This is a genomic window from Bacillus cereus group sp. BfR-BA-01524 (assembly GCF_022662595.1).
Lineage (GTDB): Bacteria > Bacillota > Bacilli > Bacillales > Bacillaceae_G > Bacillus_A > Bacillus_A thuringiensis_S.
In genome coordinates this window covers 1-16,790 of sequence record NZ_JAKUDW010000112.1, presented here as the reverse complement: position 1 = coordinate 16,790, position 16,790 = coordinate 1, and the positions used below count along the sequence as shown (strand labels likewise).

The window sequence follows — 16,790 nt, the reverse complement described above, 5'->3', positions numbered from 1 at the left end:
AAATATCGATTTACAGACAAAAATCGATATCCCTTCCTAAACCGTCATCTTCCAACTAGATAACGCTAACCAATTCTCCATCTCCTTATAATCAGGCATTATCTTCCCGACAAGACGCCAAAAAGATCGATCATGATTTAAATGAACCATATGACACATTTCATGAACGATTACATAGTCAATTACTCGCTGTGGTGCCATTGCTAGCTTCCAATTGAATGTTAGTTGTAAATTCGAATCGCAAGTACCCCAAGTACGACTACTATCTGTAATACGAATAGAACGTGGTTTTGTTTTAAAGTTACTTTGATGCGCTTTAATACTCTTCTCTACTAAAGTTTTACACTGCTTATAATAAAATCGTTTTAAAGCTTGCTGTATTTTCTCATCCTTTAGCTCTTTTACATAAATATGTAACTTATCCCCTTCAAAAATCGCATTGTCTTGCTCAATACTTACATCTTGGGAAATCTGTATCGGATACGTATTCCCTAAATACAAAAAGCCTTCTCCTTGATCGTAATCCTTTTCCTGTGGTCCACGCGCTCGCTCCGCCATTTCCTTACGAGTTGTCTGAATCCAATCCCACTTTTCCTCTAGCAACTGGACTAAGTATTCAACAGGTGTCCCTTTCGGAGCCTGCACTTCCACATTTCCATACGAATCCACAAAAAGACGCACGGACTTTTTCTTCTTATAAGTTATATGAAAATTAATTGTCTCACCTAAATATGTATGTACCATTTCATCACCTAGCATAGTATTTTTACAAATAAAAAAGAGTAGGATACGAACGTCCTACTCTACCTATTATATCATTTACTGCTTTAACGAACTCATTATCCTCTATACTTTACACCTAATCCCTTAATGAAATTCCTTGCGTATCTATCGCCGCACTCTTTGTAATTTTTATGACCTTTTTTTCTTAATAGAGCGCCTAACTCTCCTTTTGTTACCGTAACGCCTACGCTATCTAATATATCAAGTACATCCTCACTCGTTAAAGATAGTGCGATTTTCATTTTCTTTAGAAGAAGGTTATTGGCACTCTCCTTACTCTGTACAGGTGCCGGCTGCCCTGGTTTCGGATCTTGCTTTCCTCTTTTTAAAGTAATAAATCCATTTAAAAATGCCTCTAACATCATCATATCGCATGTTTTTACGTACTCATCTTCGATTACATCCGCATCTTCAGCTTCATGCTGAGGAGCTCTCTTTATTTTTGTAAGCATATCAACTACGTCTTCTTTCGTTACTTCTACGCCACCTAGTTTAAAGATTTCTACCATATCTATATCTCTTATATCTAAAGCATATCTTACTCTTTTTAATATATCGTTGTTGCTCATTGCCATTGGGTTTCCTCCTGAAATGTTGATTATTTATTCAGCAGTTAAAGTTTATCCTATAACGTGCTTTAAATTATCATGTTTAAATCTAACCTTTTAGTTATTGTCCGCTAAATTAATACTTTAACATTTTAAAGATATGTTTTATAGTCTTACCCGAACTTTTCTCTATCATTGTATCTACAGAGCTCTTACGTGTTTTTTATATGCCTTTAAAAAGATTTCTCTCTTAACATTAACTAAAAGAAAAAAACAGTGCTTTGATTTCTCAAATACACTGTTCTTTTCCAGCTCTACGCTTATTTTCAACTCACTCATGTCATACACTACATATGAAATGATTTAACTGCTTAAAAGTTAAACCGTCTCACTATCCTGAGCCACACCAACACTATCCTCAAACCTATCCAACAAAGCACGCACCTCATCAGTAGATTTCGTACTCATCAATTGATTTCTCAATTCAGCAGCTCCAGGGAAGCCTTTTACATAAATTTTGAAGAAGCGATGAAGCCCTGTGATTGAGCGTGGCAGTACTTCTGCATATTGATCTTGTAAATCCAGCTGTAGTCTTAAAAGATCTAGATGTTCTTTACTGCTATGCTCTCTTGGCTCTTTTTCAAAAGCAAATGGATTTTTGAAGATTCCTCGTCCGATCATTACGCCATCAATGCCGTATTTTTCAGCAAGTTCCAGCCCCATTTTACGATCAAGGATGTCTCCATTGATTGTTATTAACGTATTTGGTGCAATGCGGTCACGTAATTTTTTTATTTCCGGAATTAGTTCCCAATGCGCATCTACTTGGCTCATTTCTTCTCTTGTGCGTAAATGAATAGAAAGGTTTGCAATATCTTGTTTGAAAATGTGCGTTAACCAATCTTCCCACTCGCTTAACTCTTTAAAGCCAAGTCTTGTTTTTACGCTGACAGGTAGTCCGCCCGCTTTTGCTGCTTGGATAAGTTCTGCTGCAACGTCTGGACGTAGAATAAGGCCACTACCTTTTCCTCTTGATGCAACGTTCGGAACTGGGCAACCCATGTTAATATCGATACCTTTAAATCCTAGCTCTGCCATACCGATACTCATTTGACGGAAGTATTCAGGATTATCTCCCCAAATATGTGCTACCATCGGTTGTTCGTCTTCTGTAAAAATTAAACGGCCACGTACACTTTTCATACCTTCTGGATGACAATAGCTATCCGAGTTTGTAAACTCTGTGAAGAATACGTCCGGACGACCTGCTTCACTTACTACGTGACGGAAAACAACGTCTGTCACATCTTCCATTGGTGCAAGTACGAAAAATGGTCGTGGTAATTCACGCCAAAAATTATCTATCATTTCAAATTCAAATCCTCTCACTATGAATACAATTTCAAAATCTCAATTTATAATTTGTGAAAATCAGCAATATTTATTTTAACTAAAATCGCTTATGAATGGTATTTTTGTAAACCAAAAAGCAGGTGGTATAGATTTTTCCTATATCAACTGCTTTCCTATTATACTAACTTAAGCCAAGCCACACACTCCACATGAGTCGTATGCGGGAACATATCAACAGGTTGTACTTCCTGTGTTTTATATCCGCCTTCTTCTAGTACTTTTAAATCACGTGCTAATGTTGCTGGGTTACACGATACGTATACGACGCGGTTTGGCTTCATGTCGATGATTGTGTTTAGTAATGCTTCGTCACAGCCTTTACGCGGTGGGTCTACGACCATTGTGTCGGCGATTACGCCTTCTTTGTACCATTTTGGAATGACTACTTCTGCTTCTCCTACGCCAAATTCAGCGTTTGTCATGTTGTTTAGTGCTGCGTTTCGGTTTGCGTCTTCGATTGCTTCTGGGACGATTTCAACGCCGTACACTTTTTTCGCTTTTTGCGCTAGGAATAACGAGATTGATCCGATTCCGCAATAGGCATCGATTACTGTTTCGTTACCATTTAATTTTGCGTATTCTAACGTTTTATCGTATAGCACTTTCGTTTGTTCTGGGTTTACTTGATAGAATGAACGTGCTGAAATCGCAAATTTAATGTCACCGATAAAGTCATAAATATATTCTGATCCGTACAGTACTGTCGTTTTGTCTCCGAAAATTACATTCGTACGCTTCGTATTTACGTTTTGAACAATTGATTTTACTTCTGGGAATTTCGCTGCAATTTCTTCAATGATTGCTTTTTTGTTCGGCAATTCTGCTGTACGTGTAATGAAGACAAGCATAATTTCCCCTGTTACTTGTCCGTAACGAGCCATTACGTGACGAAGTGTTCCTTTGTTACGCTCTTCGTTGTACGCAGTGATACCGTGCTTTTCACAAATACGTTTTACTTCTTGGATTAATGTATCGTTTTCTTCTGCCTGAATTAAGCATGATTCCATATTAATGATGTCATGCGTTCCTTGGCGATAGAAACCAGCTACAAGCCCACCTTCACGTTCTCCGATTGGTACTTGTGCTTTATTGCGGTATACCCACGGGTTCTTCATGCCAAGTACAGGATGAACAGGAACATCACCTAGTCCTCCAATACGCTGCATAACGTCACGTACTTGTTTTTCTTTCGCTTGTAATTGTCCTTCATAAGTTAAGTGCTGAAGCTGACAACCGCCGCACTGATTATATACTGGGCATTCAGCATCTTTACGATATGGACTTTCTGTATGAAGCTTCATTAAACGACCAAATGCAAAGTTTTTCTTCACTTTAATAATTTTAATTTGCGCTTCTTCACCTGGTAATCCGTTTTTAACGAAAATAGGATAGCCCTTTACTTTCGCAACACCGGCACCATCATGTGTTAAATCTTCAAATACTACATCTATAAACTCGTTTTTCTCAACTGGTGGCGTCATTTTAGTACTCATTTTCCGACCTCTCTTTTTCATAACACTGCGTTACATTTTATCATACTTATATGGTCTTTTTCTATTGGAAGAAAAAAAGCTATTGACGATACTTCTCTGTTAATGTTACGCTACTACTAATTTAATACGGACGATGTTACCTCATATATACTTGATAATATGGATCGAGAGTTTCTACCCGGCAACCTTAAATTGCTGGACTATGGGGAAAACTAATGAATATTAGCCTATGCGCAAAAAAGGACTCATATTGATTAGCTTTCTCTCATAGATGAAAGTGAATCCATATGGGTCTTTTTTTATTTTTATTTTTCTAAAAGGTCAGACATCTTACGTATGACATAAAACCTCGTTCTTTTATTTTTAGTAATATAACGAGCGTTTTATGTACAAACTTTATACGAACTTCTGAAAGGGGCAACTACATGCAATATGTAATGAGCATTATCGGTATTCTTGCCGTGTTAGGTTTATGTTTTGCTTTGTCAAACAACAAAAGTAAAATCAACTTCCGTGCAATTGCAATTATGATTGGTTTCCAAATTTTAATCGGTTGGTTTATGTTTGCTACAAAGGTTGGTCAACAAATCATTATTTTCATTAGTAAAGTTTTCAACAAACTAATTAAACTTGGTACGACAGGTGTCGATTTTCTCTTTAATGGAATTCACAGAGATTTTGTCTTTTTCTTAAACGTATTATTAATTATCGTATTTTTCTCAGCACTACTTTCAATCTTTAGTTATTTAGGTGTTTTACCATTCATCGTTCGCGTTGTCGGCGGTGCTATTTCAAAAATTACTGGTTTACCACGCGTTGAATCATTCCACGCAGTAAACTCTGTATTCTTCGGTTCAAGTGAAGCGTTAATCGTTATTAAAAACGATTTACAGCATTTCAATAAAAATCGTATGTTTATCATTTGTTGTTCTGCGATGAGCTCCGTTTCTGCTTCTGTTACAGCATCATACGTAATGATGTTAGATGCAAAATACGTACTAGCAGCTCTTCCGCTAAACTTATTCTCAAGCTTAATCGTTTGTTCGTTATTAACACCAGTTGATACGAAAAAAGAAGATGAAGTGATTCAAAAATTTGATAGAACTCTATTCGGAGACAGCTTTATCGGCGCAATGATTAACGGTGCGCTTGATGGTTTAAAAGTAGCTGGTATCGTTGCCGCATTAATGATCGCCTTTATCGGTGTAATGGAAGTTGTAAACTACGTAATTAGTGCAGCTTCAGGCGCAATGGGACATGCTGTTACTTTACAACAAATCTTCGGTTATATACTTTCTCCATTCGCATTCTTAATGGGTATTCCAACTCAAGATATTATCCCAGCCGGTGGTATTATGGGTACAAAGATTGTTTTAAATGAGTTTGTAGCAATCCTTGATTTAAAAGACACAGCTACAACATTAGCTCCACGTACAGTTGGAATCGTTACAGTATTCTTAATTAGCTTCGCAAGTATTAGCCAAATTGGTGCAATCGTTGGTACAATCCGTGCCCTTTCTGAAAAACAAGGAAGCGTTGTTTCTAAATTTGGTTGGAAAATGCTATTTGCATCAACACTTGCTTCTATTTTATCTGCGACAATCGCTGGATTGTTTATTTAATAAAAAATCACCTTACTTTAACGAGTAAGGTGATTTTTTTGATTCTTTATGAAATCGAGTGAAATTCAACTGCTTCTTCTGTATTGATAATCCTATCTTTATATATACCTTTTATTGAAATGTAAATGATAGATTTGTTTATGTTTTTTAACTTTCCTAATGAAAAATGATAAAGTAATCCATCGCTTTTTAAAGTCCACATCTTCCCACTCCATGGACCAGTAGCTTTTTGTTCATCCGACGCCTTTATTTCACCTTCATATTCGCATTCTCCTAAAGGAGTTTTAATTATATTCTTCTCTGTATCAATTCGAATATTTTTAATTAGCTTCAAATTTTCATCAGAGAGAATTTGAATTTCATGATCTTTCTGTTTAAAAAAGAGTTTTCCGTCTTTGGTATTTACATATTCTGCATTATTCATTTTATCTATCATAAAATCATATTCTTCTTTTGTAATACCTAAGTTTTGATGATAAGGAAACGTTTTTTTCGGTATAATTTCTTCTTCGGCATACTTCAAATACCAATCTAAATTATTTGTAATACTACCGCTCATTTTATTTCCTATTTTCTCTAATTTCTCTTTTATCTCATAAGGAAATTCTAGTGTCATAATATCCGCCGTCACTTCCGCATTCATAAGATGCGATGGAATATACTCTTCCACACTATTCGCTTTACTCACTTCACTTTGACAACCAACTATAAATAGCGATATGAAAAAGATATATATTATTTTTTTATATTTCATTTCTATTCTCCACTCCATACATTATTCTTACTTAGTTTTATAGCGGTTTTTATTATAGTATAAAATCTTTATATTTTAATAAAATCCATACCTGTATGCAAAATTGCATATTAATAAGTCTTCTTCTTACTTTAAAATTAGCTTAAATCACTTTCCAAATTATACAAATAACAAGTTTAAAATGTTATAATTTTCAAAAAACCATTGGAGGATATTATGAAAGCCCACGCAATTTTCGATTTCTTACATTTACTAGTCTTAACGCTGAAAAGCTATTATGTATGGGGAATGCCTATCTATGTCTTCATTATTCCTCTTATCTTTGTAGTCGGTTATATTATTATTAATTCTAATAAGAAACAAAAAAATACATCTATTCAAAGTCACTAATCTATTACCTTAATAGCCTCCTAAAAATCATATTCCCCTCATTTTCTTCAAATGATATGATGAACAAGGGTATATCCCCACCACTCTTATAGCGGTGGGGATTTTAATGTCAATATGCAACATACTACACAATAGAAGGTGATTTTCATGAGGAAATACGCAGCAATTGCTTTATGTACGTCTGCCATTCTAGCAGGCTGTAATACTAACAATGTAAGTCCAGAACCTAAAAAAGAGAAAACGGCTCAAGGGATTAAGAAACAAGAAGAGACTGTGCAAAAACAAGGTAAAATCTCATATAATGCAGTTACACACGAATCTACAAACACAAGTATTCATATTACAGACATAAAAGATTCTTTAAATGAAGTACAATATAAAATTTGGCGCACAGCTGATGGCAAGGAACGTGCTAAATCTTTTTCTTCTAAAGAAAAAGAGAAACAATTCACACTTCCTTTTGATATAAAGGAATTTGAAGGAAAACGCGGTGAGTTCCAAATTGAAGCAACAGGAATGAAAGAAGATGGGAAAACAATCCCGCTTACGAAATCTACTATTACTTTCGAACAAAAGGTTCCTGTTCTTATGTATCACGCAATTGATGATTATCATGGTCAAGGTATTAAAGACTTATTCGTCTCACCAGCTAACTTTGAAGCACAAATGAAACATTTAAAGGACAATGGTTATACGCTGTTAACGTTTGAACGCTGGGGCGATATAAATAAAGTAAATAAACCGATTTTCGTTACATTTGATGACGGTATGAAAAATAATATGAATGCATTTCGCGTTTTACAAAAGCTAAAAGATGATACTTTTAAACCGGCAGCAACAGAATATATGATTGTTGATAACGTTGATGTAGAAGGTGCCCTTTCTACTTCTGAAATAAAAGAAATGGTTGATTCCGGCATTTTCTCAGTACAATCTCATACTGCAACACATGCAGACTTACCGAAAATTACAAACTATGAGGAAGAGTTAAAAGGTTCAAAAGAAAAGCTAGAAAAAATAACAGGTAAGCCTGTTATCGCGATTGCTTATCCATTCGGTCATGTAGATGATAAGGTTGTTGCAGAAACGAAGAAGTATTATCAATTTGCGACAACGACAAAACCTGGGCAATTCATTACGAAGGGTGAACCTGATGAATTGTTAAAGATGAAGCGCGTTCGTATACACCATACAACGACTGTAGAGCAGTTTGTTTCTTCAATTAAGTAAATGTAAGAGCTCAATACATTTTGAGCTCTCTTTTTACTTTATATTTATATATATTTTTAGAATTTTCTTGTATTATATATAGTAAGAAATCTTTCAAATTAAAGGAGATTATACATATGTCATTTGAACAAACGTTAGAGAAATATGCTGCTCTTGCAGTTAATGTTGGTGTTAATATTCAACCTGGACAAACTTTATCAATTAGTGCACCTCTTGAAGCTGTACAATTTGTACGCCTCGTTACAGAGAAAGCATATAAATCTGGTGCAAAACACGTATATGTGGATTGGAATGATGAGACGTTAACACGCTTAAAGTTCGATCTAGCTCCTGAAGAAGCTTTCTCTGAATTCCCTTCTTGGAAAGCACATGCTCGTGAAGAATTAGCAAAAGAAGGCGCTGCATTTATGTCTATCTATGCAGAAAACCCTGATTTATTAAAAGGTGTAGAAGCAACACGTATCGCAACAGCTCATAAAGTAGCTGGAGAAGCGATGAAAGTATACCGTGATTACGTACAAGCCGATAAAGTAAGCTGGTGTGTAATTTCTGTTCCTACGAAAGAATGGGCTGCGAAAGTATTCCCTGACGTAGCGCCAGAAGAACAAGAAGCAAAGTTATGGGATGCTATTTTCAAAGCTACTCGTGCTGATTTAGAAAATCCTGTAGAAGCATGGAAAGAACATGATGAAACATTACATACAAAAGTGGATTACTTAAACGAAAAGCATTATAAAGCTCTTCACTATACAGGTCCTGGAACAGATTTAACAATCGAACTTCCAAAAAAACATGTATGGGCTGGTGCTGGTAGCTTAAATGAAAAGAACGTACCATTTATGGCTAATATTCCAACTGAAGAAGTATTTACAATGCCACTTAAAACAGGTGTAAACGGCCAAGTTTCTAGTACAAAACCGTTAGTATTTGCAGGTAATATTATCGATAATTTCACGTTAACATTTGAAAACGGACGTATCGTAGACTATAAAGCTGAAGCTGGTGAAGAAGCTTTAAAACATTTAGTAGAAACAGATGAAGGTTCTCACTTCTTAGGAGAAGTAGCTTTAGTACCTCATGACTCACCAATTTCAAACACAAATGTTTTATTCTACAATACACTATTTGACGAAAATGCATCTTGCCACCTTGCAATCGGAAATGCTTATGCATTTAACTTAGTTGGCGGAAAAACAATGTCTAAAGAAGAACTTGCTGAAAACGGCGCAAACGCTAGTATCACACACAACGACTTCATGATTGGATCAGCTGAGCTTGATATTGACGGTATTACAGCTGACGGCAGACATGAGCCTATCTTCCGTAAAGGTAACTGGGCGTTTTAATAAAGTGAAACTTTAATTAGCCCTCACCAATTGGGCTTTTACGGGCAGCCCGATCCCCCACCTAACTTCTTTGCTTTCGCTGAATTTTGAGGTGAGGGTCTTACTGCCCGGAAAATAGCGGGATAAAAGTAAAAGGCTATCTTCCACACAGGAAGATAGCCTTTTATGATGCTGATGATACTTTAAGCCCAATTACTCCTAATACGATAAAGAGAATACAAAATGCTTGGAATAAGCTAATATGCTCTTTAAAAAAATACACACTAATGATTGTAATAAGTAACGTTCCAACGCCAGACCAAATGGCATAAGCAATACTTAAATGAATCTTTTTAACGACGATAGCAAACACGCTGAAACAAATTCCATAAAATACGAAAATAAGTACACTTGGAACGAGCTTTGTTAAACCATTTGATAGTTTCATTGCGATTGTTCCAGCTACTTCAAAAATAATTGTAACAAGTAATAATAGCCAATATACCATACTAGAATCTCCTTCTCTGTTACCTTATAGAGATTCTAGTATACTACTTATAGTCCTAATGAAATATATTTAATTTCTAAATATTCCTCGATGCCGAAATGGCCTCCTTCACGGCCGATACCACTTTCTTTAAATCCACCGAATGGTGCTTGTGCAACTGATGGAAGACCATCGTTTAGACCAATAATACCGTACTCTAGCGCTTCACTAATTTGGAATGCTTGGCTAATGTCTTTCGTGAAAATATACGCAGCTAAACCATATGGTGTATTATTTGCACGTTCAATTACTTCATCAACTGTTTTAAATTTCGCAACTGGTGCCACTGGCCCAAATGTTTCTTCATTCATACAAAGCATCGTATCATTTGCCAACCCAATTACAGTCGGTTGAATGAAATGTCCCTCTAACTCTGCGACCTTTTGACCACCATATAAAACTGTTCCACCTTTTTGAATAGCATCTTCAATATGTTCTTGTACTTTTGAAACTGCATTCTCATCAATAAGTGGCCCGACAGTCGTTCCGTCACCGAAACCGTCTCCTACTTTCAACTGCCCTACTGCCTTTTGGAACTTCTCTACAAATACTTCGTATACTTCTTCTTGAACGAATACTCGGTTTGTACATATACACGTTTGTCCTGCATTACGGAATTTCGAACCAATCACCGCTTCTACTGCTTTATCTAAATCTGCATCATTCATTACGATAAACGGAGCGTGTCCCCCTAACTCAAGCGAAACTTTTTTCATCGTTTGCGCCGCACTAGCCATTAACTCTTTCCCGATTTCCGTTGACCCTGTAAAGGACACTTTTCGAACGCGACCATCTTCCATCCATGTATCAGCAATTGCTTTTGCACTACCTGTTACGATATTGATTACGCCCTTTGGAATATCTGCTTCATGAGCTAATTCAGCTAATTTCAATGCAGTTAATGGCGTTTGACTTGCCGGTTTCACAACGGTTGTACAGCCTGCTGCAAGCGCTGGGGCTACCTTTCTCGTAATCATAGCAGCTGGGAAGTTCCAAGGTGTAATAGCTGCCATAACGCCAACTGGTTGCTTCATAACTAAAATGCGCTTATTCGGATGAGAAGCAGGAATCATTTCACCATATACGCGTTTCCCCTCTTCTGCATACCATTCAACAAAACTGTTTGCATAATTTACTTCACCAAGCGCTTCTGCAAACGGCTTTCCTTGTTCCTTCGTCATAATCGCTGCGATCTCTTCTTTATTTTCATCAATAAGCGTAAACCACTTTTTTAACTTCGTGGCACGATCTGCTGCCGTTAACTTAGACCACGTTTTAAAAGCTTCATGTGCAGCATCAACAGCTTGCTTTGCCTCTGTTACTCCGCCTTTTGGTACAGTTGCAAATATTTCCTTCGTCGCAGGATTATTTACTTCAATTTGTTCTTGTAGTGTAATCCACTCACCATTTATATACATCGCCTTTTTATCTATACTTACGAAAGTCGCCTTTTTATCCAATGTTTTCTTCCTCCTCTATGAACTTCTTAATTTTCCTAGTAGCAGCAGATTGACTAATTTGCAAAAAATCAGCCACTTTATAACTTGATCCATACGTTTTATACGCTTTAAGAATAATATTTCTCTCTACCTCTTCCAGCATTTTATAAAGGCTTTGCCCCGATTGTTCAACTGCAGCCTCTTGCATAGAGAGTGGCAAATCCTCTACCGTTACAACATCATCGACAGTAATAACAATTCTCTCAATTACATTCTCTATTTCTCTATTGTTTCCTTCCCACGGATATCCAACAAACATTTGTAACGTACTCGGCGCTAGTTTCACATCACGTCCGTACTTTTTATTAAAGTGCTGCAAGTAATGATAAATAAGCGGCAAAATATCTTCTGTTCTCTCCCTAAGCGGGGGAATTGCAATTGGAATGACATTCAGACGATAGTATAAATCTTTCCGAAATGTTCCTTGTTTCACCATCTCGCTTAAATCTCTATTTGTTGCCGCCACAATTCGAACATCCACTTTTTTTAATTCTCTTCCGCCTATAGGACGAAATGTTTTTTCTTGCAATACTTGCAAAAGCTTCGCTTGAATTTCAATCGGCATTTCACCGATTTCATCTAAAAAAAGAGTTCCTTTATGCGCGGATTCTAATAGTCCCTTTTTCCCTTCACGATTCGCACCTGTAAAAGATCCACCTGAATATCCAAAAAGCTCCGATTCAATTAAATTAGTTGGCAATGCCGCACAATTAATTTCATAGAAACTTTCATTCTTACGGTGACTCACTTCATGTAAATGGCGTACTAATCGACTTTTTCCTACTCCAGTCTCGCCTAAAACGAGAACAGTACTATCCACTACAGATACTTTTTTGATTGTATCGACTATTTTTTGCATAGCTAGACTTTTAAAAATAAGTCCTTCATGCTCATATGTTTCTCTTAATTCTTTTTTATATGTTTTTAGCTGATTATCCATTCCCTCTACCTTTTGACGTAATTGATAGAGTTCAGTAAGGTCCCGAGAATAACTAATCACTCTTCTTAAATTTCCCTCATCATCAAAAACAGGCCTTGTACGAACGTGTAAATACTCTCCTGATTTTGTAGTTTGAACGAGTTCAATTGGCCTCTTTTTTTCAATCACTTCTAATGTCGCTGATGGATAAAAGATTCCATCCTTTTGTAGTTCTTTTACATGCTTACCAACTAACTCTTCTGCAGCTAGTTGATAGTGCCTTTCACATGTACTATTTACACGTACAACGATCCCTTGCTCATCTGTAACAAAAATTTCGTCAAACGCATATTCAAATACATCTTTTAAATCCATTAACACTCGTTCCTTTTCTGCAACCATCCTAGCCCCCCTAACTTCAAATCCATCGATCCACTTCACTACCTTTATTATAAAGTGAATTTTCTGCATTTAATATAGAGTCAGCTAGAATGTTTGCTATTTATACTTCAGTTTTTAAACGCGAGCGATGTTTGTTTGCTCATAACAAGCTTGCAATGATTCTTCAATTATTGTTAAACCTTCTTCAAGTTGCTCATCTGTAATAACTAAAGGCATTAACACACGGATAACATTTCCATATGTTCCTGCTGATAATAAAAGTAACCCACGCTTATTTGCTTCTGCACATAGATTAGCCGTTAACGTTTTGTCAGGTGCTTTCGTCTTACGATCTTGAACGACCTCAAATGCACACATTGCTCCTAACCCACGCACATCACCGATGCAATGATATTTATTTTTCATCTCTTCGAATCGGTTCATTACGACTTTTCCTAATTCTATCGCTCTATCATTTAATTTCTCATTTTCTATTACATCGAGAACAGCTAATGCAGCCGCACATCCTAATGGACTTCCTGCGTACGTTCCACCCAGTTCACCTGGTGCAGACTCATTCATAATTTCTTTACGTCCAATGACACCACTTATCGGTACACCAGCCCCTAATGATTTAGACACTGTAATTAAATCTGGAACGACATCATAATGATCAATTGCAAAATATTTTCCTGTACGACTAAAGCCTGTTTGTATTTCATCCGCTACAAATAAGATGCCATTCTCTGAACAAATGCGGCGTACTTCTTGAACAAATTTCTTACTTGGGACGATAAATCCACCTTCCCCTTGAACAGGTTCCATTACAACAGCTGCAATTGTTTCTGGCGCTACTTCCGATATGAAGAAGTTCTTAAACTCTTCAATAATAAAATCATCATACTGCTCTTCCGTTAATCCCTCTGGGCGACGGTATTCGTATGGGAATGGCGCTTTATATACTTCTGGAGCAAAGGGACCAAACCCCAATTTATATGGCTTCACTTTACTTGTCATCGTCATTGTCATTAATGTACGCCCGTGGAAACCTTTAGAAAATGCGATAATACCAGGTCTCTTCGTATATTTACGAGCGATTTTCACCGCGTTCTCAACTGCTTCTGCACCACTATTTAAAAAGAGGACTTGCTTATCGAAACTTCCTGGTGCCAATGCCGCAAGCTTTTCCGCTAATTCAATATATGGCTCATACATCATGACGTTAAATCCAGTATGAATGTATTGATCGACTTGTTTATGGAGCGCTTCTTTAACCGTTGGATGACAATGCCCTACGTTAATTGTCCCGATTGCTCCTGCAAAATCAATGTACTGATTGCCATCAACATCTGTTACAAGAGCACCATTTGCAGATTGTACAAACGTTGGGATGCCGTTACTTACTCCTTTTGGTACTATATTTTGACGGCGTTCTAATAAAGATGCCGCTTTCGGTCCTGGAATTTGTTCATTTACTTTAGCAAATTTTTTCGTGTTCATTGCGTACCCCATCCTTTTCTTTACATTGTTTTCTCTTTTTATTGCAAAATGTATGCCAACTTTCTTTTCTAGCATTTATCCTATATTCTTTGTATCCAGGCACAAAAATAAGTCTATAAAGACTCATTAAGAGTCTTTATAGACTTATTTGCCTTACACATTAGACTTTTCTTTCTCCCAGAAAAACTCACCCGATTGAGAAATAAACTCCCCAACAGAATCTAACACTAAATCAGCAAGTGGTTCTAATGTTGGACGGTCTCCCGTACCAGATAGCACCCCAATTGCATAGCAATCGCTATTTTTGGCTAAATGTAAATCAGTTGGCGTATCTCCAACAACCGCAACCTCACATGATTCTAAATTAAATTTCTCACAAAACACTTCTATAATCTTTTTATCTGGTTTTTGCGCCGGGAATGTATCCGAGGCTATAATATAATCAAAAAAGTTTTCCAACTTATATTGTTTTAAAAATAATTCTGTCGGTGCAAAATCGTCCGCCGTGACAACCCCTAATATAAATCCTTTATCTTTTAATGCCTGTAACACTTTCGGTAAATCCGCTGTCATTTTCATATGCGAACGATACTCATACATAAGGGAAAATAACTTCTCACTTACCCACTGATGCATCTCTTCTTCTCTAGCAGACTCAATATAATTACAAAGCCCCTTCGCTACATCAAGGCTTGTTCCAGCAGCTATTGCACTCCTCGGATTAACAAATGCTCCCTCTACACCAATCTCTTCTAATAAGGTCTGCCCTATTGTACTTGGTAAATGATATAAACTTATACATTCAGCTACAAGTTCTTCAGCTACTTTTATCCAGATTGAATGAAAATCCATTAATGTCCCATCTTTATCAAATAGTATTGCTTTTACCTTCTCCATAGCACCCTACCTCTCGTTTCTTATCTCCTCCAGTGTATCAATAAAATATGGATGTAAAATAAAAGAATTGTAAAAATACCATAAAAATCAAACTAACTCCCAATTTACAATTCGTTTTAACAAAGTAAAAAAGGATGCCTTTACAGGGCATCCTCTTGATGTTCAGGAACAAATAGTTCTAAACAATGATATATATTTTCGAATTCCATCGGTGCATCTCCACCGTACTCACCATCTAAATTAATCATTAGTTTATCTGGTGAATGTACTTTAATTCGGTTCGCTTGTGTATATAACACTTTTGGGTTGTTAATATGTTCACCACGTTGTGCTTGTGTTGCTGCTTTAATCAAATCAGCGATAGAACCTTTTTTCAGTACTAACAGGTCGAATAACCCATCGTTAATAGATGCATACGGTGCTACCTTTTCAAATCCACCTACTGAACGAGTATTCGTAATTAAAAACATCGTAATTTCTTCTTGTAGTAATTTTCCATCATACTCAATTTCAACATATGTTGGATGTAATGATGGTAACATCTCAATACCTTTTAGGTAATAAGCAAGTTGTCCTAATACTGTCTTTAACTTACTCGGTACTTCGTATGTTAATTCTGTAATACGACCGCCACCAGCGATGTTAATAAAGTATGTATCGTTCGCTCTACCAAGGTCTAATGGCACTGTTTTTCCTTCGCAAATAATATCTGCTGCCTCTTCAATAGAACGAGGTACACCAATCGCACGTGCAAAGTCATTTGTCGTTCCAACTGGAATAATTCCAAATTTCGGACGGAATTCATGTCCAACTAAACCGTTTACTACTTCATTTAATGTACCGTCGCCACCAGCGGCAATAACAACATCAAACTTACGATCCGCAGCTTGCCTCGCCGCCACAGTAGCGTCTCCAGGTCCCGTTGTCGCATGACAAGATGTCTCATAGCCAGCTTGTTCTAATTTTTGTAATACTTCTGGTAAGCTCTTCTTAAATAGCTCACGCCCAGAAGTAGGGTTATAAATAATTCTTGCTCGCTTCATCATTTATTAGCACAGGAAATTTCTTTATGTATCGAAAAAGAACATACCGAACTTCTATTCAGTATTCCCATGCCTACCTCCTCTCATCTTGCTATCCTTCTTTTATCCCGCTCAAACAGGCAGTAAGAACCCGATTCGTGTAGTCCATCAAAAGTAAATATTCATTTCAATGGTTTTGTTTTATTTAACCAAAAAATTTATCCCGCTATTTGCGGGCAGTAAATGCCCGATTGGTGTGGGCTAATAATCAGCTTTGGATGAACCTCCTACTGATTAAAGTTTCACTTTATTTCTATCCATTCTTCTATAAAAATTTACATATAACGAATAATAACTATCTATTATTTCATGAGATGAAAAAAACCTCTATGTTTAGATTTATCATTATTCCCACCTTTTTGCAACTATCATACCATAGTTGCTATACAAACATTTTTCCACTTTTG

Annotated in this window: 15 protein-coding genes and 1 riboswitch; of the genes, 4 read left to right on the top strand and 11 right to left on the bottom strand. The window is 36.6% G+C overall.

What is annotated here, in order from left to right; genetic code table 11:
- Positions 1–36: 36 nt before the first annotated feature.
- From MR170_RS26220 to rlmD, 4 genes are all read right to left on the bottom strand, one after another.
- Positions 37–744 carry a M48 family metallopeptidase gene (locus tag MR170_RS26220; protein WP_242309955.1) on the bottom strand — a complete coding sequence of 236 codons (708 nt, stop codon included), beginning with the start codon at positions 742–744 and terminating at the stop codon, positions 37–39.
- A gap of 95 nt (positions 745–839) precedes the next feature.
- A complete protein-coding gene (locus tag MR170_RS26215; protein WP_029441480.1) occupies positions 840–1,358 on the bottom strand; it encodes a YehS family protein in 519 nt (172 codons plus the stop codon).
- A gap of 351 nt (positions 1,359–1,709) precedes the next feature.
- Complete coding sequence (locus MR170_RS26210) at positions 1,710–2,699, bottom strand: tRNA dihydrouridine synthase (protein WP_016083712.1); 990 nt, start codon at positions 2,697–2,699, stop codon at positions 1,710–1,712.
- A 161-nt stretch (positions 2,700–2,860) separates the two neighbouring features.
- A complete protein-coding gene (rlmD, locus tag MR170_RS26205; RefSeq protein WP_000105032.1) occupies positions 2,861–4,237 on the bottom strand; it encodes a 23S rRNA (uracil(1939)-C(5))-methyltransferase RlmD in 1,377 nt (458 codons plus the stop codon).
- A gap of 121 nt (positions 4,238–4,358) precedes the next feature.
- Positions 4,359–4,460: riboswitch (purine riboswitch) on the top strand.
- A 202-nt stretch (positions 4,461–4,662) separates the two neighbouring features.
- Between rlmD and MR170_RS26200 the strand changes: the two genes are divergently transcribed.
- Positions 4,663–5,859: a NupC/NupG family nucleoside CNT transporter gene (locus MR170_RS26200; protein WP_016083714.1), complete on the top strand. Its 1,197-nt coding sequence runs from the start codon at positions 4,663–4,665 to the stop codon at positions 5,857–5,859.
- Between the two features lie 46 nt (positions 5,860–5,905).
- On the opposite strand, the gene MR170_RS26195 is transcribed toward MR170_RS26200, so the two are convergent.
- Complete coding sequence (locus tag MR170_RS26195; RefSeq protein WP_242309951.1) at positions 5,906–6,613, bottom strand: hypothetical protein; 708 nt, start codon at positions 6,611–6,613, stop codon at positions 5,906–5,908.
- A 216-nt stretch (positions 6,614–6,829) separates the two neighbouring features.
- Between MR170_RS26195 and MR170_RS26190 the strand changes: the two genes are divergently transcribed.
- The 3 genes from MR170_RS26190 to MR170_RS26180 all read left to right on the top strand — a co-directional run bounded on the left by MR170_RS26190 (position 6,830) and on the right by MR170_RS26180 (position 9,579).
- Positions 6,830–7,003 carry a hypothetical protein gene (locus MR170_RS26190; RefSeq protein ID WP_000643592.1) on the top strand — a complete coding sequence of 58 codons (174 nt, stop codon included), beginning with the start codon at positions 6,830–6,832 and terminating at the stop codon, positions 7,001–7,003.
- Positions 7,004–7,150: 147 nt separating this feature from the next.
- On the top strand, positions 7,151–8,233 hold the full coding sequence (locus MR170_RS26185) for a polysaccharide deacetylase family protein (RefSeq protein WP_242309948.1): 1,083 nt from the start codon (positions 7,151–7,153) through the stop codon (positions 8,231–8,233).
- Positions 8,234–8,349: 116 nt separating this feature from the next.
- Positions 8,350–9,579 carry an aminopeptidase gene (locus tag MR170_RS26180; protein ID WP_242309946.1) on the top strand — a complete coding sequence of 410 codons (1,230 nt, stop codon included), beginning with the start codon at positions 8,350–8,352 and terminating at the stop codon, positions 9,577–9,579.
- Positions 9,580–9,742: 163 nt separating this feature from the next.
- On the opposite strand, the gene MR170_RS26175 is transcribed toward MR170_RS26180, so the two are convergent.
- From MR170_RS26175 to MR170_RS26150, 6 genes are all read right to left on the bottom strand, one after another.
- Positions 9,743–10,066: a DMT family transporter gene (locus MR170_RS26175; RefSeq protein WP_000263262.1), complete on the bottom strand. Its 324-nt coding sequence runs from the start codon at positions 10,064–10,066 to the stop codon at positions 9,743–9,745.
- A 47-nt stretch (positions 10,067–10,113) separates the two neighbouring features.
- Complete coding sequence (gene gabD, locus MR170_RS26170; protein WP_029441477.1) at positions 10,114–11,565, bottom strand: NADP-dependent succinate-semialdehyde dehydrogenase; 1,452 nt, start codon at positions 11,563–11,565, stop codon at positions 10,114–10,116.
- The gene (locus tag MR170_RS26165) at positions 11,558–12,925 is read right to left on the bottom strand and encodes a sigma-54 interaction domain-containing protein (RefSeq protein WP_242309943.1); all 1,368 of its coding nucleotides are present in this window, start codon (positions 12,923–12,925) and stop codon (positions 11,558–11,560) included. Before MR170_RS26165 ends, gabD begins: the two co-directional genes overlap by 8 nt.
- A gap of 114 nt (positions 12,926–13,039) precedes the next feature.
- On the bottom strand, positions 13,040–14,404 hold the full coding sequence (gabT, locus tag MR170_RS26160; protein WP_098447115.1) for a 4-aminobutyrate--2-oxoglutarate transaminase: 1,365 nt from the start codon (positions 14,402–14,404) through the stop codon (positions 13,040–13,042).
- 153 nt (positions 14,405–14,557) lie between these two features.
- Positions 14,558–15,301 carry an HAD-IA family hydrolase gene (locus tag MR170_RS26155; RefSeq protein WP_029441475.1) on the bottom strand — a complete coding sequence of 248 codons (744 nt, stop codon included), beginning with the start codon at positions 15,299–15,301 and terminating at the stop codon, positions 14,558–14,560.
- Between the two features lie 140 nt (positions 15,302–15,441).
- Positions 15,442–16,347 carry a diacylglycerol kinase gene (locus tag MR170_RS26150; RefSeq protein ID WP_000977679.1) on the bottom strand — a complete coding sequence of 302 codons (906 nt, stop codon included), beginning with the start codon at positions 16,345–16,347 and terminating at the stop codon, positions 15,442–15,444.
- Positions 16,348–16,790 lie beyond the last annotated feature (443 nt).